At 58.3% G+C, this 23471-nt stretch carries 19 protein-coding genes; 9 read left to right on the top strand and 10 right to left on the bottom strand.

Going from position 1 to position 23471, the window contains the following annotated elements:
• Positions 1-11: 11 nt before the first annotated feature.
• From bamA to rpsB, 9 genes are all read right to left on the bottom strand, one after another.
• A complete protein-coding gene (gene bamA / locus AC1DIS_RS00945) occupies positions 12-2390 on the bottom strand; it encodes an outer membrane protein assembly factor BamA (protein ID WP_018927013.1) in 2379 nt (792 codons plus the stop codon).
• Between the two features lie 72 nt (positions 2391-2462).
• Positions 2463-3815 carry a sigma E protease regulator RseP gene (rseP, locus tag AC1DIS_RS00940; protein ID WP_477780718.1) on the bottom strand — a complete coding sequence of 451 codons (1353 nt, stop codon included), beginning with the start codon at positions 3813-3815 and terminating at the stop codon, positions 2463-2465.
• A gap of 52 nt (positions 3816-3867) precedes the next feature.
• Positions 3868-5058 (bottom strand): 1-deoxy-D-xylulose-5-phosphate reductoisomerase, encoded by a 1191-nt coding sequence (ispC, locus tag AC1DIS_RS00935; protein ID WP_086944759.1) that lies wholly within the window; start codon positions 5056-5058, stop codon positions 3868-3870.
• Positions 5055-5861: a phosphatidate cytidylyltransferase gene (locus tag AC1DIS_RS00930; RefSeq protein WP_086944758.1), complete on the bottom strand. Its 807-nt coding sequence runs from the start codon at positions 5859-5861 to the stop codon at positions 5055-5057. The genes ispC and AC1DIS_RS00930 overlap by 4 nt, the downstream gene beginning before the upstream one ends.
• The gene (uppS, locus tag AC1DIS_RS00925) at positions 5861-6616 is read right to left on the bottom strand and encodes a polyprenyl diphosphate synthase (RefSeq protein WP_477780717.1); all 756 of its coding nucleotides are present in this window, start codon (positions 6614-6616) and stop codon (positions 5861-5863) included. Before uppS ends, AC1DIS_RS00930 begins: the two co-directional genes overlap by 1 nt.
• A 14-nt stretch (positions 6617-6630) precedes the next feature.
• Entirely contained in the window at positions 6631-7188 is a 558-nt protein-coding gene (frr, locus tag AC1DIS_RS00920) for a ribosome recycling factor (protein ID WP_007940501.1), read from the bottom strand.
• Positions 7185-7928: a UMP kinase gene (gene pyrH / locus AC1DIS_RS00915; protein WP_003198235.1), complete on the bottom strand. Its 744-nt coding sequence runs from the start codon at positions 7926-7928 to the stop codon at positions 7185-7187. The genes frr and pyrH overlap by 4 nt, the downstream gene beginning before the upstream one ends.
• A gap of 210 nt (positions 7929-8138) precedes the next feature.
• Positions 8139-9002 carry a translation elongation factor Ts gene (gene tsf, locus AC1DIS_RS00910; RefSeq protein ID WP_018927018.1) on the bottom strand — a complete coding sequence of 288 codons (864 nt, stop codon included), beginning with the start codon at positions 9000-9002 and terminating at the stop codon, positions 8139-8141.
• A 190-nt stretch (positions 9003-9192) separates the two neighbouring features.
• Complete coding sequence (rpsB, locus tag AC1DIS_RS00905; protein ID WP_018927019.1) at positions 9193-9930, bottom strand: 30S ribosomal protein S2; 738 nt, start codon at positions 9928-9930, stop codon at positions 9193-9195.
• 372 nt (positions 9931-10302) lie between these two features.
• On the opposite strand from rpsB, the gene map reads away from it, so the two are divergent.
• From map to AC1DIS_RS00865, 8 genes are all read left to right on the top strand, one after another.
• Entirely contained in the window at positions 10303-11085 is a 783-nt protein-coding gene (gene map / locus AC1DIS_RS00900) for a type I methionyl aminopeptidase (protein ID WP_018927020.1), read from the top strand.
• A gap of 45 nt (positions 11086-11130) precedes the next feature.
• Positions 11131-13833: a [protein-PII] uridylyltransferase gene (locus tag AC1DIS_RS00895; protein WP_064620056.1), complete on the top strand. Its 2703-nt coding sequence runs from the start codon at positions 11131-11133 to the stop codon at positions 13831-13833.
• Positions 13834-13990: 157 nt separating this feature from the next.
• The gene (gene dapC / locus AC1DIS_RS00890) at positions 13991-15190 is read left to right on the top strand and encodes a succinyldiaminopimelate transaminase (protein ID WP_064620059.1); all 1200 of its coding nucleotides are present in this window, start codon (positions 13991-13993) and stop codon (positions 15188-15190) included.
• A 267-nt stretch (positions 15191-15457) separates the two neighbouring features.
• Positions 15458-16180, top strand: coding sequence for a M12 family metallopeptidase (locus AC1DIS_RS00885; RefSeq protein ID WP_177343103.1), 723 nt, complete (start codon positions 15458-15460; stop codon positions 16178-16180).
• Positions 16181-16580: 400 nt separating this feature from the next.
• On the top strand, positions 16581-16943 hold the full coding sequence (locus AC1DIS_RS00880; RefSeq protein ID WP_064620065.1) for an ArsC family reductase: 363 nt from the start codon (positions 16581-16583) through the stop codon (positions 16941-16943).
• Positions 16944-16976: 33 nt separating this feature from the next.
• Positions 16977-18011 carry a 2,3,4,5-tetrahydropyridine-2,6-dicarboxylate N-succinyltransferase gene (gene dapD, locus AC1DIS_RS00875; RefSeq protein ID WP_064620069.1) on the top strand — a complete coding sequence of 345 codons (1035 nt, stop codon included), beginning with the start codon at positions 16977-16979 and terminating at the stop codon, positions 18009-18011.
• 94 nt (positions 18012-18105) lie between these two features.
• Positions 18106-19311 carry an aminotransferase class V-fold PLP-dependent enzyme gene (locus AC1DIS_RS00870; RefSeq protein WP_477780716.1) on the top strand — a complete coding sequence of 402 codons (1206 nt, stop codon included), beginning with the start codon at positions 18106-18108 and terminating at the stop codon, positions 19309-19311.
• A complete protein-coding gene (locus tag AC1DIS_RS00865) occupies positions 19308-19712 on the top strand; it encodes a SufE family protein (RefSeq protein WP_064620073.1) in 405 nt (134 codons plus the stop codon). The genes AC1DIS_RS00870 and AC1DIS_RS00865 overlap by 4 nt, the downstream gene beginning before the upstream one ends.
• Positions 19713-19753: 41 nt before the next feature.
• On the opposite strand, the gene tcdA is transcribed toward AC1DIS_RS00865, so the two are convergent.
• On the bottom strand, positions 19754-20566 hold the full coding sequence (gene tcdA / locus AC1DIS_RS00860; RefSeq protein ID WP_408981025.1) for a tRNA cyclic N6-threonylcarbamoyladenosine(37) synthase TcdA: 813 nt from the start codon (positions 20564-20566) through the stop codon (positions 19754-19756).
• A 287-nt stretch (positions 20567-20853) separates the two neighbouring features.
• Between tcdA and AC1DIS_RS00855 the strand changes: the two genes are divergently transcribed.
• Positions 20854-23442, top strand: coding sequence for a glycosyltransferase (locus AC1DIS_RS00855; protein WP_064621348.1), 2589 nt, complete (start codon positions 20854-20856; stop codon positions 23440-23442).
• Positions 23443-23471 lie beyond the last annotated feature (29 nt).

Here is a 23471-nt window from a genome sequence, read left to right as displayed (position 1 = left end):
GGGTCAGACGCTTAGAACGTCTGGCCGAGGGAGAATTGGAACACTTGAGTCTCGGCATTGCTGTCCGGTTTTTTGACTGGCATCGCCAAGGCGAAGCTCAACGGACCAAGGGCGGTAACCCATGTCACACCGACACCCACCGAACTGGCCATGTTGCTCAGGCTGACGTCGTTACACTGAGTGTTGGACTTGGAACCATCGGCGTTGGTGCTCTGCTTGCAAGTCGAATCGAACACATTACCCACGTCCCAGAATACCGAAGTGCGCAAGGAACGCTGATCTTTCACGAACGGCATAGGGAATAGAACTTCTACACCACCCTGAATCAGGACGTTACCACCAAACGGCAGTGGATCCTGGTCCGGGTCGGTTGCGGTGCCCGGGTTCACGCCCCGGCTCGGCGTACTACGAGGCCCCAGGGTGCTGTCTTTGAAGCCACGAACCGAGTTGAAACCACCGGCGTAATAGTTTTCATAGAACGGCAAGCCGTCGGTCGAACCATAACCATCGCCATAGCCCAGCTCGGTGTGGAGGCGCATGGTGTAGTTTTCAGACAACGGCTGGAACAATTGACCGCGATAATCGAGCTTGAAGAACGACAAGTCGCTGCCCGGTGTCGTGGCTTCCGCAGTCAAGCTCTGGGAGTGACCACGGGTCGCCAGTACCCCTTTGTTCAAGGTGGATTCAGACCAACCGGCCGATGCCTTGAAGTTGAGGTACTGATCACCTTCCTTGTTAACGAAGTCGAAGATTTCGTCGACGGTGTAAAGACCCGTCTTGATCTTGTCTTGTTGTGCAGACAAACCAAACGTCAGACGCGAAGTCTCGCTGATCGGATAACCAACGTTGACACCTGCGCCCAGGCTGTCTACGGCGTAGCTGGCTACGTTGACATCGAGGTCTTTGTAGTCGGTCGTACGATAGAAAGCGTTGTAACCCAGGCTCACACCGTCAGCTGTCCAGTAGGGGTCGACATAACCGAAGTTATAACGGCTTTGATACTGACTGCGAGTCAAGCCGATGCTGACCTTGTTACCGGTACCCAGGAAGTTGTTCTGAGTGATCGAACCACCAAGGATCAGACCGGCGCTCTGGGCGAAACCAACGCTGGCGGTAATCGAACCGGAAGCCTGCTCTTCAACGCTGTAGTTCACGTCAACCTGATCATCGACACCCGGCACGGCCGGCGTCTCGACGTTGACTTCCTTGAAGAAGCCCAGACGTTCCAGGCGGGTCTTGGATTGGTCGATCAGGTAGGTCGAAGCCCAGCCGCCTTCCATCTGACGCATTTCACGGCGCAGCACTTCGTCTTCGGACTTGGTGTTGCCACGGAAGTTGATGCGGTTCACGTAAGCACGCTTGCCCGGATCGACAGCGAATGTGATATCGACCGTGTGGTCTTCATCGTGAGGCTGAGGCACGCCGTTGACGTTAGCGAAGGTGTAACCCTCGTTACCCAGGCGGCGGGTAATCAGTTCGGAGGTGGTGGTCATCAGCTTGCGCGAGAACACCTGGCCTTTCTGAACCAGTAGCAGGGACTTGACCTGGTCTTCAGGCACTTTCAAGTCGCCGCTGAGTTTCACGTCACGAACGGTGTACTTCTCGCCTTCGTTGACGTTGACGGTGATATAGACGTGTTTCTTGTCCGGGGTGATGGACACCTGGGTCGAAGCGATATCCATATTGATATAGCCACGGTCCAGGTAATAGGAACGCAGACGCTCCAGGTCACCGGAGAGCTTTTCACGAGCGTACTTGTCATCGTTCTTGAAGAACGACAGCCAGTTGCTGGTCTTGAGTTCGAACAGGTCGATCAGGTCTTCATCAGGAAAAACAGTGTTGCCCACCACGTTGATGTGCTGGATCGCCGCTACGGTACCTTCGTTGATGTTGACCTTCAGGGCAACGCGGTTACGCGGCTGCGGCACCACTTCGGTGTCGACGGTAGCCGAGTAGCGGCCCTGAGCGACGTATTGACGCTGCAGCTCGTTACGCACACCTTCGAGGGTCGCGCGCTGGAAGATCTCGCCTTCGGCCAGACCGGACTGTTTGAGGCCCTTCATCAGGTCTTCAGTGGAGATCGCCTTGTTGCCTTCGATCTCGATACTGGCGACCGACGGACGCTCGACTACAGTAATGACCAGGACGTTGCCTTCACGGCCCAGCTGGATATCTTGAAAGAACCCGGTTTTGAACAGCGCACGAGTGGATTCCACCAGGCGACGATCATCCGCCTGCTCGCCGACGTTCAACGGCAAGGCACCAAAGACACTACCCGCGGAGACCCGCTGGAGGCCATTGACGCGAATATCAGAGATAGTGAAGGACTCGGCGTGAACTTCGGCGATCATCAATACGGTGAGAACCGCAGTTAGCAGCAGACGTTTCATGAAGTCCTTTCTTATTCCAACTGGCAATAAAAACTGCCGCAAAATGCGGCAGATTCGCAATTCAGCGAAGCGTTACAGTCGACCCAGATCATTGACCAGAGCAAGCAACATCACCCCGACCACCAAACTGATACCGATCTGTATCCCCCAACCTTGCACCCGATCCGACAAGGGACGACCACGCGCCCACTCGATCAGATAAAACAACAAATGCCCCCCATCCAGTACAGGAATGGGCAGCAAATTCAGAACACCCAGGCTAATACTCAGATAAGCAAGGAAATTCAGGAAATCAGCGATGCCCGACTGGGCAGAAGCGCCCGCCACTTTAGCAATGGTTATCGGTCCACTCAAGTTTTTTACCGAGAGCTCGCCGAACAACATTTTCTTGAGCGAGTCGAGGGTCAGTACGCTCATGGTCCAGGTGCGTCGGGCACCCTCCCCAATCGCGGCCACCGGACCGTAACTGACTTCGCGAATCATCTCTGGTGGCCAATCGACCGCTTTCACCCCTGCGCCCAGATAGCCAGTGGGTGCCTTGCTCTCGCCGCGCGCGGCCAGCGTCACAGGGACGTCGATTTGAGCACCGTCGCGCTCAACGCGCAGCATGATTTTGGTATCCGGATGCAAACGGACGATGTCGACTACTTGCTGCCAGTCATCCAGTGCCTTGCCATCAAAGGTCAACAGGCGGTCTCCAGCCTTCAAACCCGCAGCCTTCGCCGGCCCTTTCGGATCAATTTCGGCCAGCACCGGCGGCAATGCCGGACGCCAGGGGCGAATACCCAGCGAGTGAATAGGATCCGGCTCGTTAGCCCCCTTGAGCCACTTGTCCAGCACCAGCCCACGAGGCGAATCCACGGTGGAGCCCTGTTCGCRGACCAGCACTTGCAGGGAACCGCTCTCGCCCAGGCGGCGGACCAGTTGCAGGTTCACCGCAGCCCAGCCGGAAGTGGGCTCGCCATCGATGGCAATAATTTCCTGCCCCGGACTCAAACCTGCCCTGGAGGCGATACTGCCGGATTCGACCGCGCCGATAACCGGGCGCACCTGCTCGCTGCCCAGCATTGCCAATGCCCAGAAAAACACCATCGCCAATAGAAAGTTGGCAATCGGACCGGCTGCCACGATAGCAACGCGCTGACGGACGGACTTGCGATTGAAGGCGTGATCGAGCTGATCGGCCGGCACCTCACCTTCGCGCTCGTCGAGCATTTTCACGTAGCCACCCAGCGGGATGGCGGCAACCACGAATTCAGTGCCTTTGCTGTCGTGCCAGCGCAGCAGCGGCATGCCGAAGCCCACGGAGAAACGCAGCACTTTGACCCCACAGCGACGTGCGACCCAGAAATGGCCGAATTCGTGGAAGGTGACCAGCACGCCCAGCGCTACCAGGGTGCCGACAATCATATAGAGCGCGCTCATCTACTTTCTCCGCAATCCTATCGGTGCTGCATGGGCCAACGTATTGCAGCACTTATCGGCCGTGACGACTCAACCATTGCCCGGCCAGTACCCGTGCTTTCGCATCGGCCGTAAACACTGCCTCGAGATCATCAACCGCAACCACAGGCTCGAGGTTCAATACTTCCTCGATAATACTCGCGATTTCCAGATAGCGAACCCGTCCGTCGAGAAAGGCCGCCACAGCCACTTCATTCGCGGCATTGAGCATGGCCGGCGCGCTGTTACCAGCCTCGGCGGCTTGACGCGCAAGGCGCAGGCAAGGGAAACGCTCTTCATCGGGTGCCTGGAAATCCAGGCGAGCGATGGCGAACAGATCCAACGGCGCAACGCCCGAGTCGATCCGCTCCGGCCACGCCAGGGCATTGGCAATTGGTGTGCGCATATCCGGATTACCCAGCTGCGCCAGCACCGAACCATCGACATAGTCGACCAGCGAATGAATCACGCTTTGCGGGTGAATCACCACTTCGACCTGAGAGGGCGTAGCGTCGAACAGCCAGCAGGCCTCGATCAGCTCGAGCCCTTTGTTCATCATGCTGGCCGAATCCACCGAAATCTTGCGCCCCATGGACCAATTCGGGTGAGCACACGCTTGCTCGGGGGTAACATGCGCCAGTTCGGCCAGGGGCGTCTGCCGGAACGGGCCACCAGAGGCTGTCAGTAGAATCCGGCGTACACCGACCGCGCCCAAACCACGAGAGAAGTCCTGCGGCATGCACTGGAAAATCGCGTTGTGTTCGCTGTCGATAGGCAGCAGTACCGAACCGCTTTTACGCACGGCCTGCATGAACAGCGCACCGGACATCACCAGCGCTTCTTTATTGGCCAAAAGAATCTTTTTGCCGGCCTCGACCGCCGCCAGGGTCGGACGCAAACCCGCCGCCCCGACGATCGCCGCCATTACCGCATCGACTTCCGGATCCGAGGCGATCTGACACAAGCCCTCCTCTCCCACCAGAACACGGGTCGACAGGCCAGCCGCATGCAATTCGTCCTGCAAGCCTCGGGCAGCGCCAGATTCCGGCACGACCGCGAAACGTGGCTCATGACGCACGCACAGCGCCAGCAGCTCACTCAAACGAGTGAAACCGCTCAAGGCGAATACCTGATAGCGTTCGGGGTGACGGGCGATGACGTCCAGAGTGCTCAGACCAATCGAGCCGGTCGCCCCCAGCACGGTAATCTGTTGTGGGCGACTCACGATGCCGCCATCCACAGAAGCACGGCGAACACTGGAATCGCCGCTGTCAGACTGTCGATGCGGTCCAGCACACCGCCGTGCCCCGGCAGCAGATTACTGCTGTCCTTGATCCCCGACTGGCGCTTGAACATACTTTCGGTGAGGTCGCCCACCACCGAAATGAACACGATGACCGCGGCACCGAACAGGCCCATCAGCATCTGAGCGAAACTCCAGTCCCGCGCAAAACCGACGATTGCCGTGATCACCAGGCTCAGCAGCAAGCCGCCGTACACGCCCTCCCAGCTCTTGCCAGGGCTGACCTGTGGTGCCAGCTTGCGCTTGCCGAAGGCTCGGCCGGAAAAGTACGCACCGATATCGGCGCCCCAGACCAGCACCATCACGGCCATGATCAGCCAGTTGCCCAAGGGTTCCTGCTTGATCAGGATCAGACCTTGCCAGGCCGGCAACAGAATCAACAAACCGATCGCCAGCTTGCAGGCAGCGCTGGCCCAGTGTTCGCTGGACCGCGGATAAGTCAGCACCAGATAGGTGGCCACGCCCCACCAGAGCACCGAGGCACCCAGCACCCAAGGCGCGAGCCCCGGCAGGATGTGCATGACAAACAGCATCAGCGCGACCACAGCTGCAAAAGCAACACGGATCGCCTGGCCAGCAAAACCTGCCAGGCGCGCCCATTCCCATGCCCCCAGCGTCACCACCAGCCCGATAAACAGTGCAAAACCGGACCCTTCAAGCAGGAAAAACCCGCACAGGGCAATCGGCAGCAGAATCAGTGCCGTGATGATTCGTTGTTTAAGCATTAAACCCGGGCTCCAGACTCGACCTGTTCGCTCGTTTTACCGAAGCGACGCTGGCGAGAAGCGAAATCAGCCAGCGCCTTGCGCATGGCGTCGTGTTTGAAGTCCGGCCAGAACAGGTCGGAGAAGTACAACTCGGCGTAAGYCAGTTGCCACAGCAGGAAGTTACTGATGCGATGCTCGCCACCGGTACGGATGCACAAGTCCGGCAACGGCAGATCGCCGGTCGCCAGACAGGTTTGCAACAGCTCGGGAGTGATGTCTTCAGGGCGCAGATGCCCGGCCTGAACTTCGCGCGCCAGACGTTGCGCAGCTTGCGCGATGTCCCACTGACCACCGTAGTTGGCGGCGATCTGCAGGATAAAGCGATTGACGCCGGCAGTCATAGCCTCGGCTTCACGCATGGCAGCTTGAAGCTCTGGATGAAAACGCGAACGGTCGCCGATGATGCGCAAACTGATGTTGTTGTCGTTCAGGCGCTTGGCCTCGCGACGCAGCGCCCTGAAGAACAGATCCATCAAGGCACTGACCTCATCGGCCGGGCGTTGCCAGTTCTCACTGGAGAACGCAAACAGGGTCAATACCTCAACCCCGGACTCCGCACACACCTCGATGACCGCACGAACAGCATCCACACCCGCTTTATGCCCGGCGACACCCGGCATAAAGCGTTTTTTCGCCCAACGATTATTACCATCCATGATGATCGCGACATGGCGCGGCACCGCGGACGGCGCAGTCTGCTTGGTCTTGTCCATTTAAAACTCGACCCTTATACGGCCATCAGGTCTTTTTCTTTCTCCGCCAACTTAGCGTCGATTTCAGCCACGAATTTCTTGGTCAGATCGTCGATCTCGCCAGTGGCACGACGCTCTTCGTCTTCGCTGATTTCCTTTTCCTTGACCAGGTCCTTCAGCGAGCTGTTTGCATCGCGACGGATGTTGCGCACGGCAACACGGGCATCCTCAGCGACATCACGAGCCTGCTTGGTGAAGCCCCGGCGGGTTTCTTCGGTCAGGGCCGGCATGGAGATCAGCAGCAACTCACCCAGGTTGGTCGGGTTGAGATTCAGGCCAGCGCTACCGATAGCCTTGTCGACCGCGCCCAGCATGTTGCGCTCGAAGGCAACGACTTGCAGGGTACGGGCGTCTTTAACGGTGATGTTCGCCACTTGCTTGATCGGAGTGTCGGCGCCGTAGTACGGAACCATCACGCCTTCCAGAATGCTTGGGTGCGCCTGTCCGGTACGGATACGCCCGAAGTTGTGCGCCAGCGATTCTACGGATTTCTGCATGCGCTCTTTAGCGTCTTTCTTGATTTCGTTGATCATTGTTGAACTTCCTCGATCAGGGTTCCTTCAGCGCCGCCATGTACGATATTCAACAGGGCACCGGGTTTGTTCATATTAAACACGCGCAGCGGCATCTTGTGGTCGCGGCACAGGCAAATGGCCGTCAGATCCATCACACCCAGCTTGCGATCCAGCACTTCATCGTAGGTCAGATGATCGAACTTCTCGGCATGCGGGTCTTTGAACGGGTCAGCGGTGTAGACGCCATCAACCTTCGTTGCCTTGAGCACCACATCGGCATCGATTTCGATTGCGCGCAGGCAGGCAGCCGAGTCCGTTGTAAAGAACGGATTGCCAGTACCGGCCGCGAAAATCACGACTTCCTTGGAGTTCAGGTGGCGCATGGCTTTGCGGCGATCATAGTGATCGGTCACGCCAACCATGGAAATGGCCGACATCACGATGGCCGAGATATTGGCACGTTCCAGCGCATCGCGCATCGCCAGGGCGTTCATCACAGTGGCCAGCATGCCCATGTGGTCGCCAGTGACCCGATCCATGCCGGCGGCGCTGAGCGCTGCGCCACGGAACAGGTTACCCCCGCCGATCACCAGACCGACCTGAACACCGATGCCAACCAGTTGGCCAACTTCCAGTGCCATGCGATCCAGAACTTTCGGATCGATCCCGAACTCTTCCGAGCCCATCAGGGCCTCGCCGCTAAGCTTGAGTAGAATGCGTTTATAGCGAGCCTGATAACCACTGCCCTGCTGAGCCATTGCGAATCTCTCCTGCGGCGTATTTTAAAAATTCTTTGCGAGCTGTTTACAGCTGGCGTTCACTCTAGCTTGGCGCTGCTTCAGCGCCATCGGAACATGGCTTTGTAAGCCAGTTCCAAAAGGAAACCAAATAAAATTGGCAACCCCATCTGAAAAGAGGCTGCGCGCGTAAGCGGGCAGCCTCTTCAGGGCGACAGTTAAAAAACCGTCTTATTGCTTGCTGGCAGCCAGCTGGGCAGCAACTTCTTCTGCGAAGTTGTCTACTGGCTTCTCGATGCCTTCGCCTACTTTGAAGTAGGTGAAAGAAACGATTTCAGCACCGGCTTTCTTGGCCAGGTCGCCGACCTTGATTTCAGGGTTCTTGACGAACGCCTGCTCAACCAGGCTCGCTTCAGCCAGGAACTTGCTGATACGGCCTTTGACCATGTTTTCAACGATGTTTTCTGGCTTGCCGGCAATCTTGTCAGCGTTGAGGGTCAGGAACACGCCTTTCTCGCGCTCGATCGCTTCAGCGGAAACTTCCGACGGCAGCAGGAATTCAGGGTTGGTAGCCGCTACGTGCATAGCGATGTCTTTGGCCAGCTCAACGTCGCCGCCCTTGAGAACAACCGCAACACCAATCTTGTTGCCGTGCAGGTAGCCACCAACAACATCGCCTTCAACGCGAGCCAGGCGACGAATGTTGACGTTTTCGCCAACCTTGCCAACCAGAACCAGACGATCAGCTTCACGCGCTTCGATCAGCGGAGCAGCATCGGTCAGTTTGTCAGCGAACGCTTTTTCAATGCTGGCAGCAACAAATGCCTTGAAGTCGTCCTGCAGAGCCAGGAAGTCGGTCTGCGAGTTCACTTCCAGCAGAACGGCGGATTTACCGTCTTCCTTGAGAGCGATTGCGCCTTCAGCGGCAACGTTGCCGGCTTTCTTGGCAGCCTTGATGGCGCCCGAAGCGCGCATGTCATCAATGGCTTTTTCGATGTCGCCGCCAGCCTTGGTCAAGGCCTTTTTGCAGTCCATCATGCCTTCGCCGGTACGCTCGCGCAGTTCTTTGACCAACGCTGCAGTAATCTCTGCCATTTTCAAATTCCTCTTGGATAGGTTTTCAACCATTCCACCCGATCGAACGGGCGATCAATTCTTCCCGAACCACCCTTGTTAGCTGCCGCACGTTACAGATAAAGCAGTGGGCGCCGACAAATGGTTTTCGAGGTGGCAAAAAGGGGGCCAAGCCCCCTTTTTGCTTACTGAGTCAACGCCAGGGCGTCAATTACTCAGCTGCAGCCTGAGTTTCTTCAGCTACGAATTCTACAGTGCCGCCAGCAACATTGTTGCGACCACGGATAACAGCGTCAGCCATCGAACCCATGTACAGCTGGATAGCGCGGATTGCGTCATCGTTGCCTGGGATGATGTAGTCAACGCCTTCCGGGCTGCTGTTGGTATCGACTACGCCGATAACCGGGATGCCCAGCTTGTTGGCTTCGGTGATCGCGATGCGCTCGTGATCAACGTCGATAACGAACAGAGCGTCTGGCAGACCGCCCATGTCCTTGATACCACCCAGGGAACGATCCAGCTTCTCAAGATCGCGAGTGCGCATCAGCGCTTCTTTCTTGGTCAGCTTGGCGAAAGTACCGTCTTCAGCTTGCACTTCAAGGTCACGCAGACGCTTGATGGAAGCACGGATGGTTTTGAAGTTGGTCAGCATGCCGCCCAACCAGCGGTGATCGACGTACGGCGAACCGCAACGTGCTGCTTCTTCAGCAACGATCTTGCCAGCGGAACGCTTGGTGCCGACGAACAGAATCTTGTTTTTGCCCTGGGCCAGACGCTCTACGAAAGTCAGAGCTTCGTTGAACATTGGCAGGGTTTTTTCAAGGTTGATGATGTGAATCTTGTTACGCGCGCCGAAAATGTACTTACCCATTTTCGGATTCCAGTAACGGGTTTGGTGACCGAAGTGCACACCGGCCTTCAGCATATCGCGCATGTTGACTTGGGACATGATAGTTCCTTAATAAGTCGGGTTTGGCCTCCACGTATCCCAATGACCAACCAGCAGCATCAGCTGAAGGCACCCAGGTCATCGTGTCGACACGTGTGTGGATTTAAGCTTTTCAGGGTACCCCGGAAAGCGGCGCATTTTATATCACAAGGCCGGAAAAAACGGAACCCGCATTCTGAAAACCTGGCGAATGCTTTTGATCCCGCCCTTGGAATCCCCCAAGAATGCGCCATCCTATAGAGAGAAGCGATGCACAGAAGCTCAGATTTGCCCTGATCGTCTGGTAGAATTGCGTTTTTCAGGGCCGCGACGATCGTTCGCGCAATGCCCATTTCGTTTTAGAAGGCGCCATTGAGCGCAGAGAGAGCCTGTATGACCGTCACCCTCAAAACCCCAGAGGACATCGCAAAAATGCGGATCGCCGGCAAATTGGCCGCCGATGTGCTGGAAATGATTGCCGATTATGTCAAGCCGGGCGTTACCACCGAAGAGCTGGACCGCATCTGCCACGACTACATCGTCAACGAGCAGAAAGCCATTCCTGCCCCGCTCAACTACAAGGGCTTTCCGAAGTCGATCTGCACCTCGATCAACCACGTGGTCTGCCACGGCATCCCGAACGAGAAGCCGTTGAAGGATGGCGACACGCTGAACATCGACGTCACAGTGATCAAGGACGGCTACCACGGCGATACCAGCCGCATGTTCCACGTCGGCACCGTGCCGGTCTGGGCCGAGCGTCTGTCCCAGGTGACACAGGAATGCATGTACAAGGCCATCGAACTGGTGAAACCCGGCTGCCGCCTGGGCGATATCGGTGAAGTCATCCAGAAGCACGCGGAAAAGAACGGTTTCTCGGTGGTTCGCGAGTTCTGCGGCCACGGCATTGGCAAGGTGTTCCACGAAGAGCCGCAGATCCTGCACTACGGCCGCGCCGGCACCGGCATGGAACTGAAAGCCGGCATGACCTTCACCATCGAGCCGATGATCAACCAGGGCAAGGCCGACACCAAGGTGCTGGGCGATGGCTGGACCGCGATCACCAAGGACCGCAAGCTGTCGGCGCAATGGGAACACACTCTGCTGGTGACCGATACCGGCTACGAGATCTTCACCCTGCGCAGCGACGATACCATCCCGCGCGTTTCGGCCTGATCCCGCCCGCGCCGTTCCCAGCCTTATAGAAAGGAAAGCCAATCGATGCCGCAGGTGGATCCCGAACTCTTCGACCGCGGCCAGTTCCAGGCTGAACTGGCCCTGAAGGCAAGCCCTATCGCTGCTTTCAAGAAGGCGATCCGTCAGGCCCGCGAAGTGCTCGACGAGCGGTTTCGCAGCGGCCGGGAGATTCGCCGGCTGATCGAGGATCGTGCCTGGTTCGTCGATAACATCCTGCAAAAGGCCTGGGAGCAATTCAACTGGAACTTCGAAGCCGACATCGCGCTGGTCGCGGTCGGCGGCTACGGTCGTGGCGAGTTGCACCCCTACTCTGACATCGACCTGCTGATCCTGCTGGGCGGCGCCGACCACGAAATTTTCCGTGATTCAATCGAGCGTTTTCTGACGTTGCTGTGGGACATCGGCCTGGAAGTCGGCCAGAGCGTTCGCTCGGTTGACGAATGCGCCGAGGAAGCCCGCGCCGACCTGACGGTGATCACCAACCTGATGGAAAGCCGCACCATTGCCGGTCCCGAGCGCCTGCGCCAGCGCATGCTGGACGTGACCAGCACAGAACACATGTGGCCCAGCAAGGAGTTCTTCCTGGCCAAGCGCGCCGAACAGAAAGCCCGTCACCACAAGTACAACGACACCGAGTACAACCTGGAACCCAACGTCAAGGGCTCGCCCGGTGGCCTGCGGGATATCCAGACGATTCTGTGGGTTGCCCGTCGTGAGTACGGCACCCTCAATCTGCGGGCCCTGGCCGGCGAAGGTTTCCTGGTGGAGAGCGAGAACGCCCTGCTGGCTTCGTCCCAGGAATTCCTGTGGAAAGTGCGTTATGCGCTGCACATGCTCGCCGGCCGCGCCGAAGACCGCCTGCTGTTCGATCACCAGCGCACAATTGCCGGGCTGCTGGGTTTCGTCGGCAATGACGCCAAGCACGCCATCGAAAACTTCATGCAGCAGTACTACCGGGTGGTCATGAGCATTGCCCAGCTCAGCGACTTGATCATCCAGCACTTCGAAGAAGTGATCCTGGCCCCCGAAGACGAAGCACCGCCCCAGCCGATCAACTCGCGATTCCAGCTGCACGACGGCTACATCGAGGCGCGCAACAACAATGTGTTCCGCCGCACGCCGTTCGCCATGCTCGAAATCTTCGTGCTGATGGCCCAGCAGCCGGAGATCAAAGGCGTACGCGCCGACACCATCCGCCTGCTGCGCGAGAACCGTCATTTGATCGACGACGACTTCCGCAACGATATTCGCAATACCAGCCTGTTCATCGAATTGTTCAAGTGCAAGATCGGCGTCCACCGCAACCTGCGGCGGATGAACCGTTACGGGATCCTTGGGCGTTATCTGCCGGAGTTCGGTTTTATTGTCGGGCAGATGCAGCACGACCTGTTTCACATCTATACGGTCGACGCGCACACCCTGAACCTGATCAAGCACCTGCGTAAGTTGCAGTACACCCAGGTGTCGGAAAAATTCCCGCTGGCCAGCAAGCTCATGGCCAAACTGCCCAAGCCGGAGTTGATTTACCTGGCCGGCCTGTACCACGACATCGGCAAGGGCCGGCATGGCGACCACTCGGAAATCGGCGCAGTGGACGCCGAAGCCTTTTGCCAGCGCCATCAGTTGCCGATCTGGGACAGCCGCCTGATCGTCTGGCTGGTGCAAAACCACCTGGTGATGTCGACCACCGCCCAGCGCAAGGACTTGTCCGACCCGCATGTGATCCACGATTTCGCGCAGATTGTCGGCGATGAAACCCGCCTCGATTATCTGTATGTGCTGACCGTTGCCGACATCAACGCGACCAACCCGACGCTATGGAACTCCTGGCGCGCGAGCCTGTTGCGCCAGCTCTACACCGAGACCAAGCGCGCCTTGCGTCGCGGCCTGGAAAACCCGGTGGATCGCGAAGAACAGATCCGCCAGACCCAAAGCGCAGCGCTGGACATTCTGGTACGCGGCGGCACCGACCCGGACGACGTCGAGCAGTTGTGGGCACAACTGGGCGATGACTACTTCCTGCGTCACACCGCCGGCGACGTGGCCTGGCACACTGATGCAATCTTGCAGCAGCCGGCCGACGGCGGCCCGCTGGTGCTGATCAAGGAAACCACCCAGCGCGAGTTCGAGGGCGGTACGCAGATCTTCATTTATGCGCCGGACCAGCACGACTTCTTCGCCGTGACCGTAGCGGCGATGGACCAGCTCAACCTGAACATTCACGACGCCCGGGTCATCACCTCCAGCAGCCAGTTCACCCTCGACACCTATATCGTGCTCGACACCGATGGCGACTCGATCGGCGACAACCCGGCGCGGGTCAAGCAGATCCGCGAAGGCCTGACCGAAGCCCTGCGCAATCCGGACAACTACCCAACGATTATCCAGCGTCGGGTGCCGCGTCAGCTCAAACATTTTACCTTTGCGCCACAGGTGACAATCCACAACGATGCCCAGCGTCCGGTGACCGTGCTGGAACTCAGCGCACCCGACCGTCCTGGGTTACTGGCGCGGATCGGCACGATCTTCCTCGAGTTCGACCTGTCGCTGCAGAACGCCAAGATCGCCACCTTGGGCGAGCGCGTGGAAGACGTGTTCTTTATCACCGACGCCAACAATCAGCCGCTGTCCGACCCCTTGCTGTGCAGCCGCTTGCAGGATGCAATCGTCAAACAGCTGAGCGTCAACCAGGAACCCGATATCAAACATTCGCGCATCAGCATCTGAATCAACCCAATCCCCCTGTGGGAGCGGGCTTGTGTGGCGAGGGAGCTTGCTCCCGCTGGGTCGCGAAGCGACCCCAAAAGCTTGCGACTGCTGCGCAGTCCAACGGGAGCAAGCTCCCTCGCCACACAGGCCCGCTCCCATATTGAACGAGGCCCCCATGAACAACGCTCTGAACCAGTTGCAGCCCTACCCGTTCGAAAAGCTCCGCGCCCTGCTCGGCAGCGTCACGCCAAACCCGGACAAACGCGCCATCGCGTTGTCCATCGGCGAACCGAAGCATCGCTCGCCAAGCTTTGTCGCCGAAGCCTTGGCAAGCAATCTGGATCAGATGGCCGTATACCCGACCACCCTCGGCATCCCGGCCCTGCGTGAAGCGATCGCCGCATGGTGCGAACGCCGTTTCAGCGTTCCAAATGGCTGGCTCGACCCCGCGCGCAACGTGCTGCCGGTCAACGGCACCCGCGAAGCGTTGTTCGCATTCACCCAGACCGTGGTCAACCGTGGTGAAGACGCGCTGGTGGTCAGCCCGAACCCGTTCTATCAGATCTACGAAGGCGCGGCGTTCCTGGCCGGAGCCAAGCCGCATTACCTGCCATGCCTTGACGAAAACGGCTTCAACCCGGATTTCGACGCTGTTTCGCCAGACATCTGGAAGCGTTGCCAGATCCTGTTCCTGTGCTCGCCGGGCAACCCGACCGGCGCGTTGATCCCGGTTGAAACCCTGAAAAAACTGATCGCCCTGGCCGACGAATACGATTTCGTGATCGCCGCTGACGAGTGCTACAGCGAACTGTACTTCGATGAACAGACCCCACCACCCGGCCTGCTCAGCGCCTGCGTTGAACTAGGCCGCAAAGATTTCAAGCGTTGCGTGGTGTTTCATAGCCTGTCCAAGCGTTCCAACCTGCCAGGCCTGCGTTCGGGCTTTGTGGCCGGCGATGCAGACATCCTCAAGGGGTTCCTGCTGTATCGCACTTACCACGGCTGTGCGATGCCGGTTCAAACGCAACTGGCCAGCGTTGCCGCGTGGAACGACGAAGTGCATGTGCGGGCCAACCGTGCGCTGTACCGTGAGAAATACGATGCGGTATTGGAAATCCTCAGCCCGGTGATGGATGTGCAGCGCCCGGATGGCGGTTTCTATCTGTGGCCAAACGTAAATGGCGACGACGCGGCGTTCTGCCGGGATCTGTTTGCCGAGGAACACGTGACGGTCGTACCAGGGTCTTACCTGTCTCGCGAAGTGAACGGCTCAAACCCCGGAGCAGGCCGAGTACGTATGGCGCTGGTTGCACCGTTGGCAGAATGCATTGAAGCCGCAGAGCGAATTCGCGCGTTTATTACACGCAATAAATAACTCATAAAAGCTCCGCACTATGCAATGTAGTGCGGAGCATCATCAACCAAGCCATTTATTTAATAACACCTCCACACCCAGCACACACAACAACACCCCAACAAAAAAAACTTACATATCCCTTTCGCTCGCCAATTGACGACACCAAGCAACACACACTATAAAACCCGCCTGAACATTAGACCAAAACAAAATCACATAGATAAACAAACCAATGCATCTCCAATAACGGAGACCTCAAACAACACACTCACAAGGATGACGAGTATGAACTTATGCAAGTGCATTGAGCCCGATAATATTCAGGCTTCTTATGATGCGGCAATCAATGAAGACCTAGCGAACGCGCCCCAGACAATACCAGGAGGCCGACAAAAACGCGCTGTAGGCGACCACACCAAATTCTGGAAAAAAGGTCGGACACTAAAAGTGGCTTTTCTGAGCACAAACCGTTGGTTCATCGAGGCCACACAAGGAGCAATCCACCAATGGATACCTGCCGTCTTTGACGTTCGCATCCTTTTCGTCGAAGGTTCAGAGGGTGATATCCGGATATCTGACGACTTCCATTCAGGGAATTGGTCCGTTGTTGGCACTGACGCACTGCTTGTACCGAAAGATGAACCGACCATGAATTTGCAATGGCAAGGACTAAATCAAGTTTTCTTCGGTAACGTGCTGCATGAGTTTGGTCACGCTCTTGGGCTTAAACACGAACATCAACATCCAGACGCCAATATTAACTGGAACGAAACTGCCGTTTACGAATTCATGAGCCGAACACAAAAATGGTCAAGAGAGGAGATCTATTCCAACCTGTTAAAAAAATTGGAAAAACCAAAAACCCGAACATCGCCTTATGACCGCACCTCAATCATGCACTACCCTATCCAGGCTGAACTTACTCTCGACGGTGTAGCGATAGCGCGTAACAATCGCTTATCTGCAAACGACGTAAAGCTGATGACAGAAATTTACAGCGGGAGATAAACCCAAACACTGTCAGGGGTGGATAAGCTGCCTCTGACAGTCAATATAAAGCTACACATTGTAGAGCCTTATACTTCATCCACACCGTCAATAAAAAACCCAGCCAATGCTGCTTCAACCATCAGGTCTCGACGCAAGCGCTCGCTCGTCAGCTACTCAAAGCTGCGGGCAAACGGCCGTACACTCAAAATCGCGCATAAAGCGCGGTTCACGAGCAATCGACAGCATTGAAGTGCCATATTAGCGGCTTAGACTGCAGGCCGATCGTTGCACCTATGTCGCATAGAACAGTCGATTGCCAAGACAAAAAGACAAACCCGACCACAGCCGACGCGAAACCGTCCGGTCATGGCATAATCCGTCACCTTTTATTTTCAGCACCTGCAAAGGGGGCAATTCCTTGACCGTTTCAAGCAAAACGTTGCACCTTTTCGGCATCAAAGCCTGCGACACCATGAAAAAGGCGCGCACCTGGCTCGATGAACACGCTGTCGGCTATGACTTCCATGATTACAAAGCGGTCGGAATCGACCGTGAACACCTGACCCAATGGTGCGAGGAGCACGGCTGGCAAGTGGTGTTGAACCGTGCAGGCACGACCTTTCGCAAGCTCGACGACGAACGCAAAGCCGATCTCGACCAGCCGAAAGCCATCGAACTGATGCTCGCACAACCCTCGATGATCAAGCGCCCGGTGCTCGATCTCGGTGACAGAACCCTGATTGGCTTCAAGCCAGATATCTACGCGGCCGCACTCAAGTAAGGCAGCCCGTTCCATTTTGTTAGAGGTATCAACATGTCCACTACCCTGTTCAGCCTGGCCTTTGGTGTCGGCACTCAAAACCGTCAAGGCGCATGGCTGGAAGTGTTTTACGCGCAGCCACTGCTCAATCCGTCGGCCGAACTGGTCGCTGCCATTGCACCGGTTCTGGGCTACACCGAAGGCAATCAGGCCATCGCCTTCAGCACTGCTCAGGCATCGCAACTGGCTGAAGCGCTGAAAAGCGTCGACGCTGCACAAGCTGCGCTGCTGACCCGTCTGGCCGAGAGCCACAAGCCGCTGGTCGCCACGCTGCTGGCCGAAGACGCACAGCTGAGCTCCACGCCTGAGGCTTACCTCAAGCTGCACCTGCTGTCCCACCGCCTGGTCAAGCCGCACGGCCTGAACCTGGCCGGGATCTTCCCGCTGCTGCCGAACGTGGCCTGGACCAGCCAGGGTGCGATCGACCTGTCCGAACTGGCAGAGCATCAACTGGAAGCCCGCTTGCGCGGCGAGCTGCTGGAAGTGTTCTCGGTGGACAAGTTCCCGAAAATGACCGACTACGTGGTACCGGCCGGCGTGCGTATCGCTGACGCGGCACGTATTCGTCTGGGCGCCTACGTGGGCGAAGGCACCACCGTGATGCACGAAGGTTTCGTTAACTTCAACGCTGGCACCGAAGGCCCGGGCATGATCGAAGGCCGCGTGTCGGCTGGCGTGTTCGTCGGCAAGGGTTCGGACCTGGGCGGCGGCTGCTCGACCATGGGCACCCTGTCGGGTGGCGGCAACATCGTGATCAAGGTGGGCGAAGGCTGCCTGATCGGCGCCAATGCCGGTATCGGCATCCCGTTGGGCGATCGCAACACCGTTGAGTCGGGCCTGTACGTGACAGCCGGTACCAAGGTTGCGCTGCTCGACGAAAAGAATCAGCTGGTCAAAGTGGTCAAGGCCCGTGAATTGGCCGGTCAACCTGACCTGTTGTTCCGTCGCAATTCGGAAACCGGTGCCGTGGAGTGCAAAACCCACAAGTCGGCCATCGAACTGAACGAAGCGCTGCACGCTCACAACTAAGCAGAGCGTCAAACGATCACCTTGTAGGAGCGCCGCATCGCTCGCTCCTACAAGGTCAGGCGTACACCCGCCCATGTCACCAGGGCCGAACAACATGATGATTCCTTCTCCCTGGCGCGCCGATTTTCCGGCCATCGCCGCACTGCAACGGCAAGACCAGACCTATCTGGACAACGCCGCCACCACGCAAAAACCTCAAGCCCTGCTGGATGCCCTGGCGCATTACTACGCCAACGGCGCGGCCAACGTGCATCGGGCGCAACACTTGCCTGGCGCCCATGCCACCCAGGCGTTCGAGGACAGCCGCCGCAAAGTTGCGCAATGGCTCAATGCCGGCGATTGCGGGCAGATTATCTTTACCCACGGTGCGACTTCCGCGCTGAACCTCCTGGCCTATGGCCTGGAACACCTTTTCAATCCGGGCGATGAAATTGTCATCAGCGCTCTGGAGCACCACGCCAACCTGTTGCCGTGGCAGCAACTGGCCCACCGTCGCGACCTGAAACTGGTGATCCTGCCGCTGAATGTCGACGGTTTGATCGACCTGGATGTCGCCGCGCAGTTGATCGGTCCGCGAACCCGTTTGCTAGCGGTCAGCCAGCTGTCCAACGTGCTGGGCGCCTGGCAACCGTTGCCCGCGCTGTTGGCGATGGCCAAGGCACACAACGCGCTGACCGTGGTCGATGGCGCTCAAGGCGTGGTTCATGGTCGGCRCGATGTGCAGGCACTGGGCTGCCACTTCTACGTGTTTTCCAGCCACAAACTCTATGGCCCCGATGGCCTGGGCGTGCTGTTCGGACGCAACGAAGCGCTGCAACAGCTGCGCCCCTGGCAGTTCGGCGGCGAAATGGTGCTGGACGCCAACTACCACGATGCTCGCTTTCGGTCCGCACCGCTGGGGTTCGAGGCCGGTACGCCGCCGATCGCCAGTGTGATCGGTCTGGGCGCAACGCTGGACTACTTGACCGGGCTGGATCAAGACGCCGTGTCCGCCCACGAAGCGGCGCTRCATGACTATCTGCTCAAAGGCCTGGAAGCGCGCAACGGCATTCGCCTGCTGGGCAAACCGCAGCTGGCGCTGGCCAGTTTTGTCGTCGAGGGTGTGCATAACTCTGATTTGGCGCATTTGCTGACCGAACAGGGCATCGCCGTGCGCGCCGGTCATCATTGCGCCATGCCGTTGCTCAAAAGCTTTGAACTGGCCGGGGCGATTCGGGTGTCGTTGGCGCTGTACAACAATTCCGAAGACCTTGAGCGCTTTTTCGAAGCACTGGATCAGGCCCTGGAGTTGTTGCGATGACCTTGCCCGTCGATGCCATTACAGCGCTGGACACGTTTCAGCAGGCGGCGAGCTGGGAACAGCGGGCGCGGCTGTTGATGCAGTGGGGCGACCGTCTGCCTGCGTTGAGCGATGTGGATAAAGTCGACGCCAACCGCGTGCATGGCTGTGAAAGCCAGGTCTGGCTGGTCGGCACGTTGCAGGACGGGCACTGGCAATTCAGCGCCAGCAGCGATGCGCGATTGATTCGCGGGTTGGTGGCGTTGCTGCTGGCGCGGGTCAACGGGTTGTCCGCAGTTGAGTTGCAACAGGTGGATTTGGCGGATTGGTTCAGTCAGCTGGGGCTGGGTCGCCAGTTGTCCCAGTCCCGTAGCAATGGCTTGAATGCGGTGTTGCAGCGGATGCGTGAGCTAGCGCACTGATCGTTCCCACGCTCTGCGTGGGAACGATCGAACCACAACCATTAAACCTGAGGTTTGATCCGATCCGCCGGACGCCGCACGCCCGCCACAATCTTATCCACAGCCTTGGTCGCCGCGACCATGCCAAACGTCGCCGTCACCATCATCACCGCGCCAAAGCCCCCGGCGCAGTCGAGCTTCACGCCGTCCCCGACAAAACTCTTCTGCAGGCAAATGCTGCCATCGGGTTTCGGGTAGCGCAGTTGCTCGGTGGAAAACACGCACGGCACGCTGTAGTGACGGGTCACGGTACGGGAGAAGCCATAGTCGCGGCGCAATGTAGAGCGCACTTTCGACGCCAGCGGATCGTTGAACGTGCGATTCAGATCGCAGACCTGGATCAGCGTCGGGTCGATCTGCCCTCCCGCGCCGCCGGTGGTGATGATCTGGATCTTGCGCCGCTTGCACCAGGCAATCAGCGCCGCCTTGGCGTTGACACTGTCGATGCAGTCGATCACGCAGTCGATGTTCGGCGTGATGTATTCGGCCATGGTTTCGCGGGTGACGAAGTCCGCCACCGCATGCACCGTGCAGTCCGGGTTGATCCCGCGCAGGCGCTCGGCCATCACCTCGACCTTGGGCTTGCCGACGGTGCTGTCCAGCGCATGCAGCTGACGGTTGACGTTGCTGACGCAGACGTCGTCCAGGTCGAACAGCGATATCTCGCCCACGCCACACCGGGCAACCGCTTCCGCCGCCCAGGAACCGACACCACCGACGCCGACGATCGCCACATGGGCCGCGCGCAAGCGCGCCATGCCTTCAATGCCATACAAGCGGGCGATACCAGCAAACCGCGGATCTTCTGTACTCATGACCATTACCCCAAAAACCGGCGCGCATTATAGGGCTGTCGGCGGCCAAGAGCATCTTTGCACTATGAACGGCGGTGTCGACTGCTTTAATTGACAAAAAATTGATCGGAATTGGACTACAACGCTCTGGTCAAAGAACTTAAGTCGACCTGGACTGCCCAATGTCGTGCGTTTCCCTGTTCGCTGTACGGTCAGAGAACCTCCAGTGTAGGATGCGCGCCCCTGCCACCTGGCAGCCGGCCGCCAACCGTTCCTTCGTTCCACAGCCTTTGGAACCCGAAAAAGCTATGTCATCGCGTAAATTTGGACTCAACCTGGTAGTGGTTCTAGCAATCGCCGCCTTGTTCACCGGTTTCTGGGCGTTGGTCAATCGCCCGGTCTCCGCCCCCAACTGGCCTGAACAGATCTCCGGCTTCTCGTACTCGCCGTTTCAACAAGGCCAGTACCCGCAGAAAGACCAGTATCCGACCGACGATGAAATGCGTCGCGACCTGGAGATCATGAGCAAGCTGACGGACAACATCCGGACCTACTCGGTCGACGGCACGCTGGAGGACATTCCCAAACTGGCGGAAGAGTTCGGCCTGCGGGTGACCCTGGGGATCTGGATCAGCCCGGATCAGGAGCGCAACGAGCGCGAGATTCAGCGCGCCATCCAACTGGCCAACACCTCCCGCAGCGTGGTTCGCGTCGTGGTCGGTAACGAGGCGATCTTCCGCAAGGAAATCACTGCTGCCGAGCTGAGCGTGATCCTGGATCGCGTGCGCGCCGCCGTTAAGGTTCCAGTCACCACCTCCGAACAGTGGCACGTCTGGGAAGAACACCCGGAACTGGCCAAGCACGTCGACCTGATCGCAGCTCACGTTCTGCCCTACTGGGAGTTCATCCCTGTGGACAAGGCCGGCCAGTTCGTTCTCGACCGCGCCCGTGACCTGAAAAAGATGTTCCCGAAAAAACCGTTGCTGCTCTCCGAAGTCGGCTGGCCGAGCAACGGCCGTATGCGCGGTGGCGCCGATGCGTCGCCGGCGGACCAGGCCATTTACTTGCGCACACTGGTCAACAAGCTCAACCGCCAGGGTTTCAACTACTTCGTGATCGAAGCGTTTGACCAACCGTGGAAGGCCACTGACGAAGGCTCGGTAGGCGCGTACTGGGGCGTGTTCAACGCCGCGCGCCAGCAGAAATTCAACTTCGAAGGCCCGGTGGTCGCGATCCCGCAATGGCGTGTGCTGGCGATCGGCTCTGCCGTGTTGGCCCTGCTGTCCCTGACCTTGCTGATGATCGACGGCTCGGCCCTGCGCCAACGTGGTCGTACCTTCCTGACCTTTATCGCGTTCCTCTGCGGTTCGGTGCTGGTATGGATCGGTTACGACTACAGCCAGCAATACAGCACCTGGTTCAGCCTGACGGTAGGCTTCCTCCTCGCCCTCGGTGCACTCGGGGTGTTTATCGTTCTGCTGACGGAAGCCCATGAACTGGCCGAAGCGGTCTGGACCCACAAACGCCGGCGTGAATTCCTGCCCGTGGTGGGCGAATCAGACTACCGACCGAAGGTGTCGATTCACGTGCCCTGCTACAACGAGCCGCCGGAGATGGTCAAACAGACCCTCAACGCGCTGGCCAACCTCGACTATCCGGACTTCGAAGTCCTGATCATCGACAACAACACCAAGGACCCGGCGGTCTGGGAACCGGTGCGTGATTATTGCGAAACTCTTGGCCCACGCTTCAAGTTCTTCCACGTCGCACCGTTGGCCGGCTTCAAGGGTGGCGCACTGAATTACCTGATTCCCCATACCGCCAAAGATGCCGAAGTGATTGCGGTGATCGACTCGGACTACTGCGTCGACCCGAACTGGCTCAAGCACATGGTGCCGCACTTCGCCGACCCGAAAATCGCCGTGGTGCAATCGCCACAGGATTACCGCGACCAGAACGAAAGCACCTTCAAGAAGCTCTGCTACGCGGAATACAAAGGCTTCTTCCACATCGGCATGGTCACCCGCAACGACCGTGACGCGATCATCCAGCACGGCACCATGACCATGACCCGGCGCTCGGTGCTCGAGGAACTGGGCTGGGCCGACTGGTGTATCTGTGAAGACGCCGAACTGGGCCTGCGTGTGTTCGAAAAAGGTCTGTCGGCGGCGTACTACCACACCAGCTACGGCAAAGGCCTGATGCCCGATACCTTTATCGACTTCAAGAAACAGCGTTTCCGCTGGGCCTATGGCGCGATTCAGATCATCAAGCGTCACACCGCCAGCCTGCTGCGCGGCAAGGACACCGAGCTGACCCGTGGCCAGCGTTACCACTTCCTCGCGGGCTGGCTGCCGTGGGTGGCGGACGGCATGAACATCTTCTTCACCGTCGGCGCGCTGTTGTGGTCGGCGGCGATGATCATCGTGCCGCAACGGGTCGATCCACCGCTGCTGATTTTCGCGATCCCGCCATTGGCGCTGTTCGTGTTCAAGGTGGGCAAGATCATCTTCCTGTACCGCCGCGCGGTCGGGGTCAACCTGAAAGACGCCTTCTGCGCCGCGTTGGCCGGGCTGGCGTTATCGCACACCATCGCCAAAGCGGTGCTGTACGGTTTCTTCACCAGCAGCATTCCGTTCTTCCGCACACCGAAGAATGCCGATAACCACGGCTTCTGGGTGGCGATTTCGGAGGCTCGCGAAGAGCTGTTCATCATGCTGCTGCTGTGGGGCGCGGCACTGGGGATCTTCCTGGTGCAGGGTATACCCAGCAACGACATGCGCTTCTGGGTGACCATGTTGCTGGTGCAGTCGCTGCCGTACCTGGCGGCGCTGATCATGGCGTTCCTGTCGTCGCTGCCCAAACCTTCGGTAGAAGCTGCGCCGGTACCGGCGTAATCCGTTATTAGATAACGTCAAACGGCGGC

Source organism: Pseudomonas sp. 05N433, from assembly GCF_056396925.1.
This window is presented reverse-complemented; position numbering and strand designations above follow the sequence as displayed.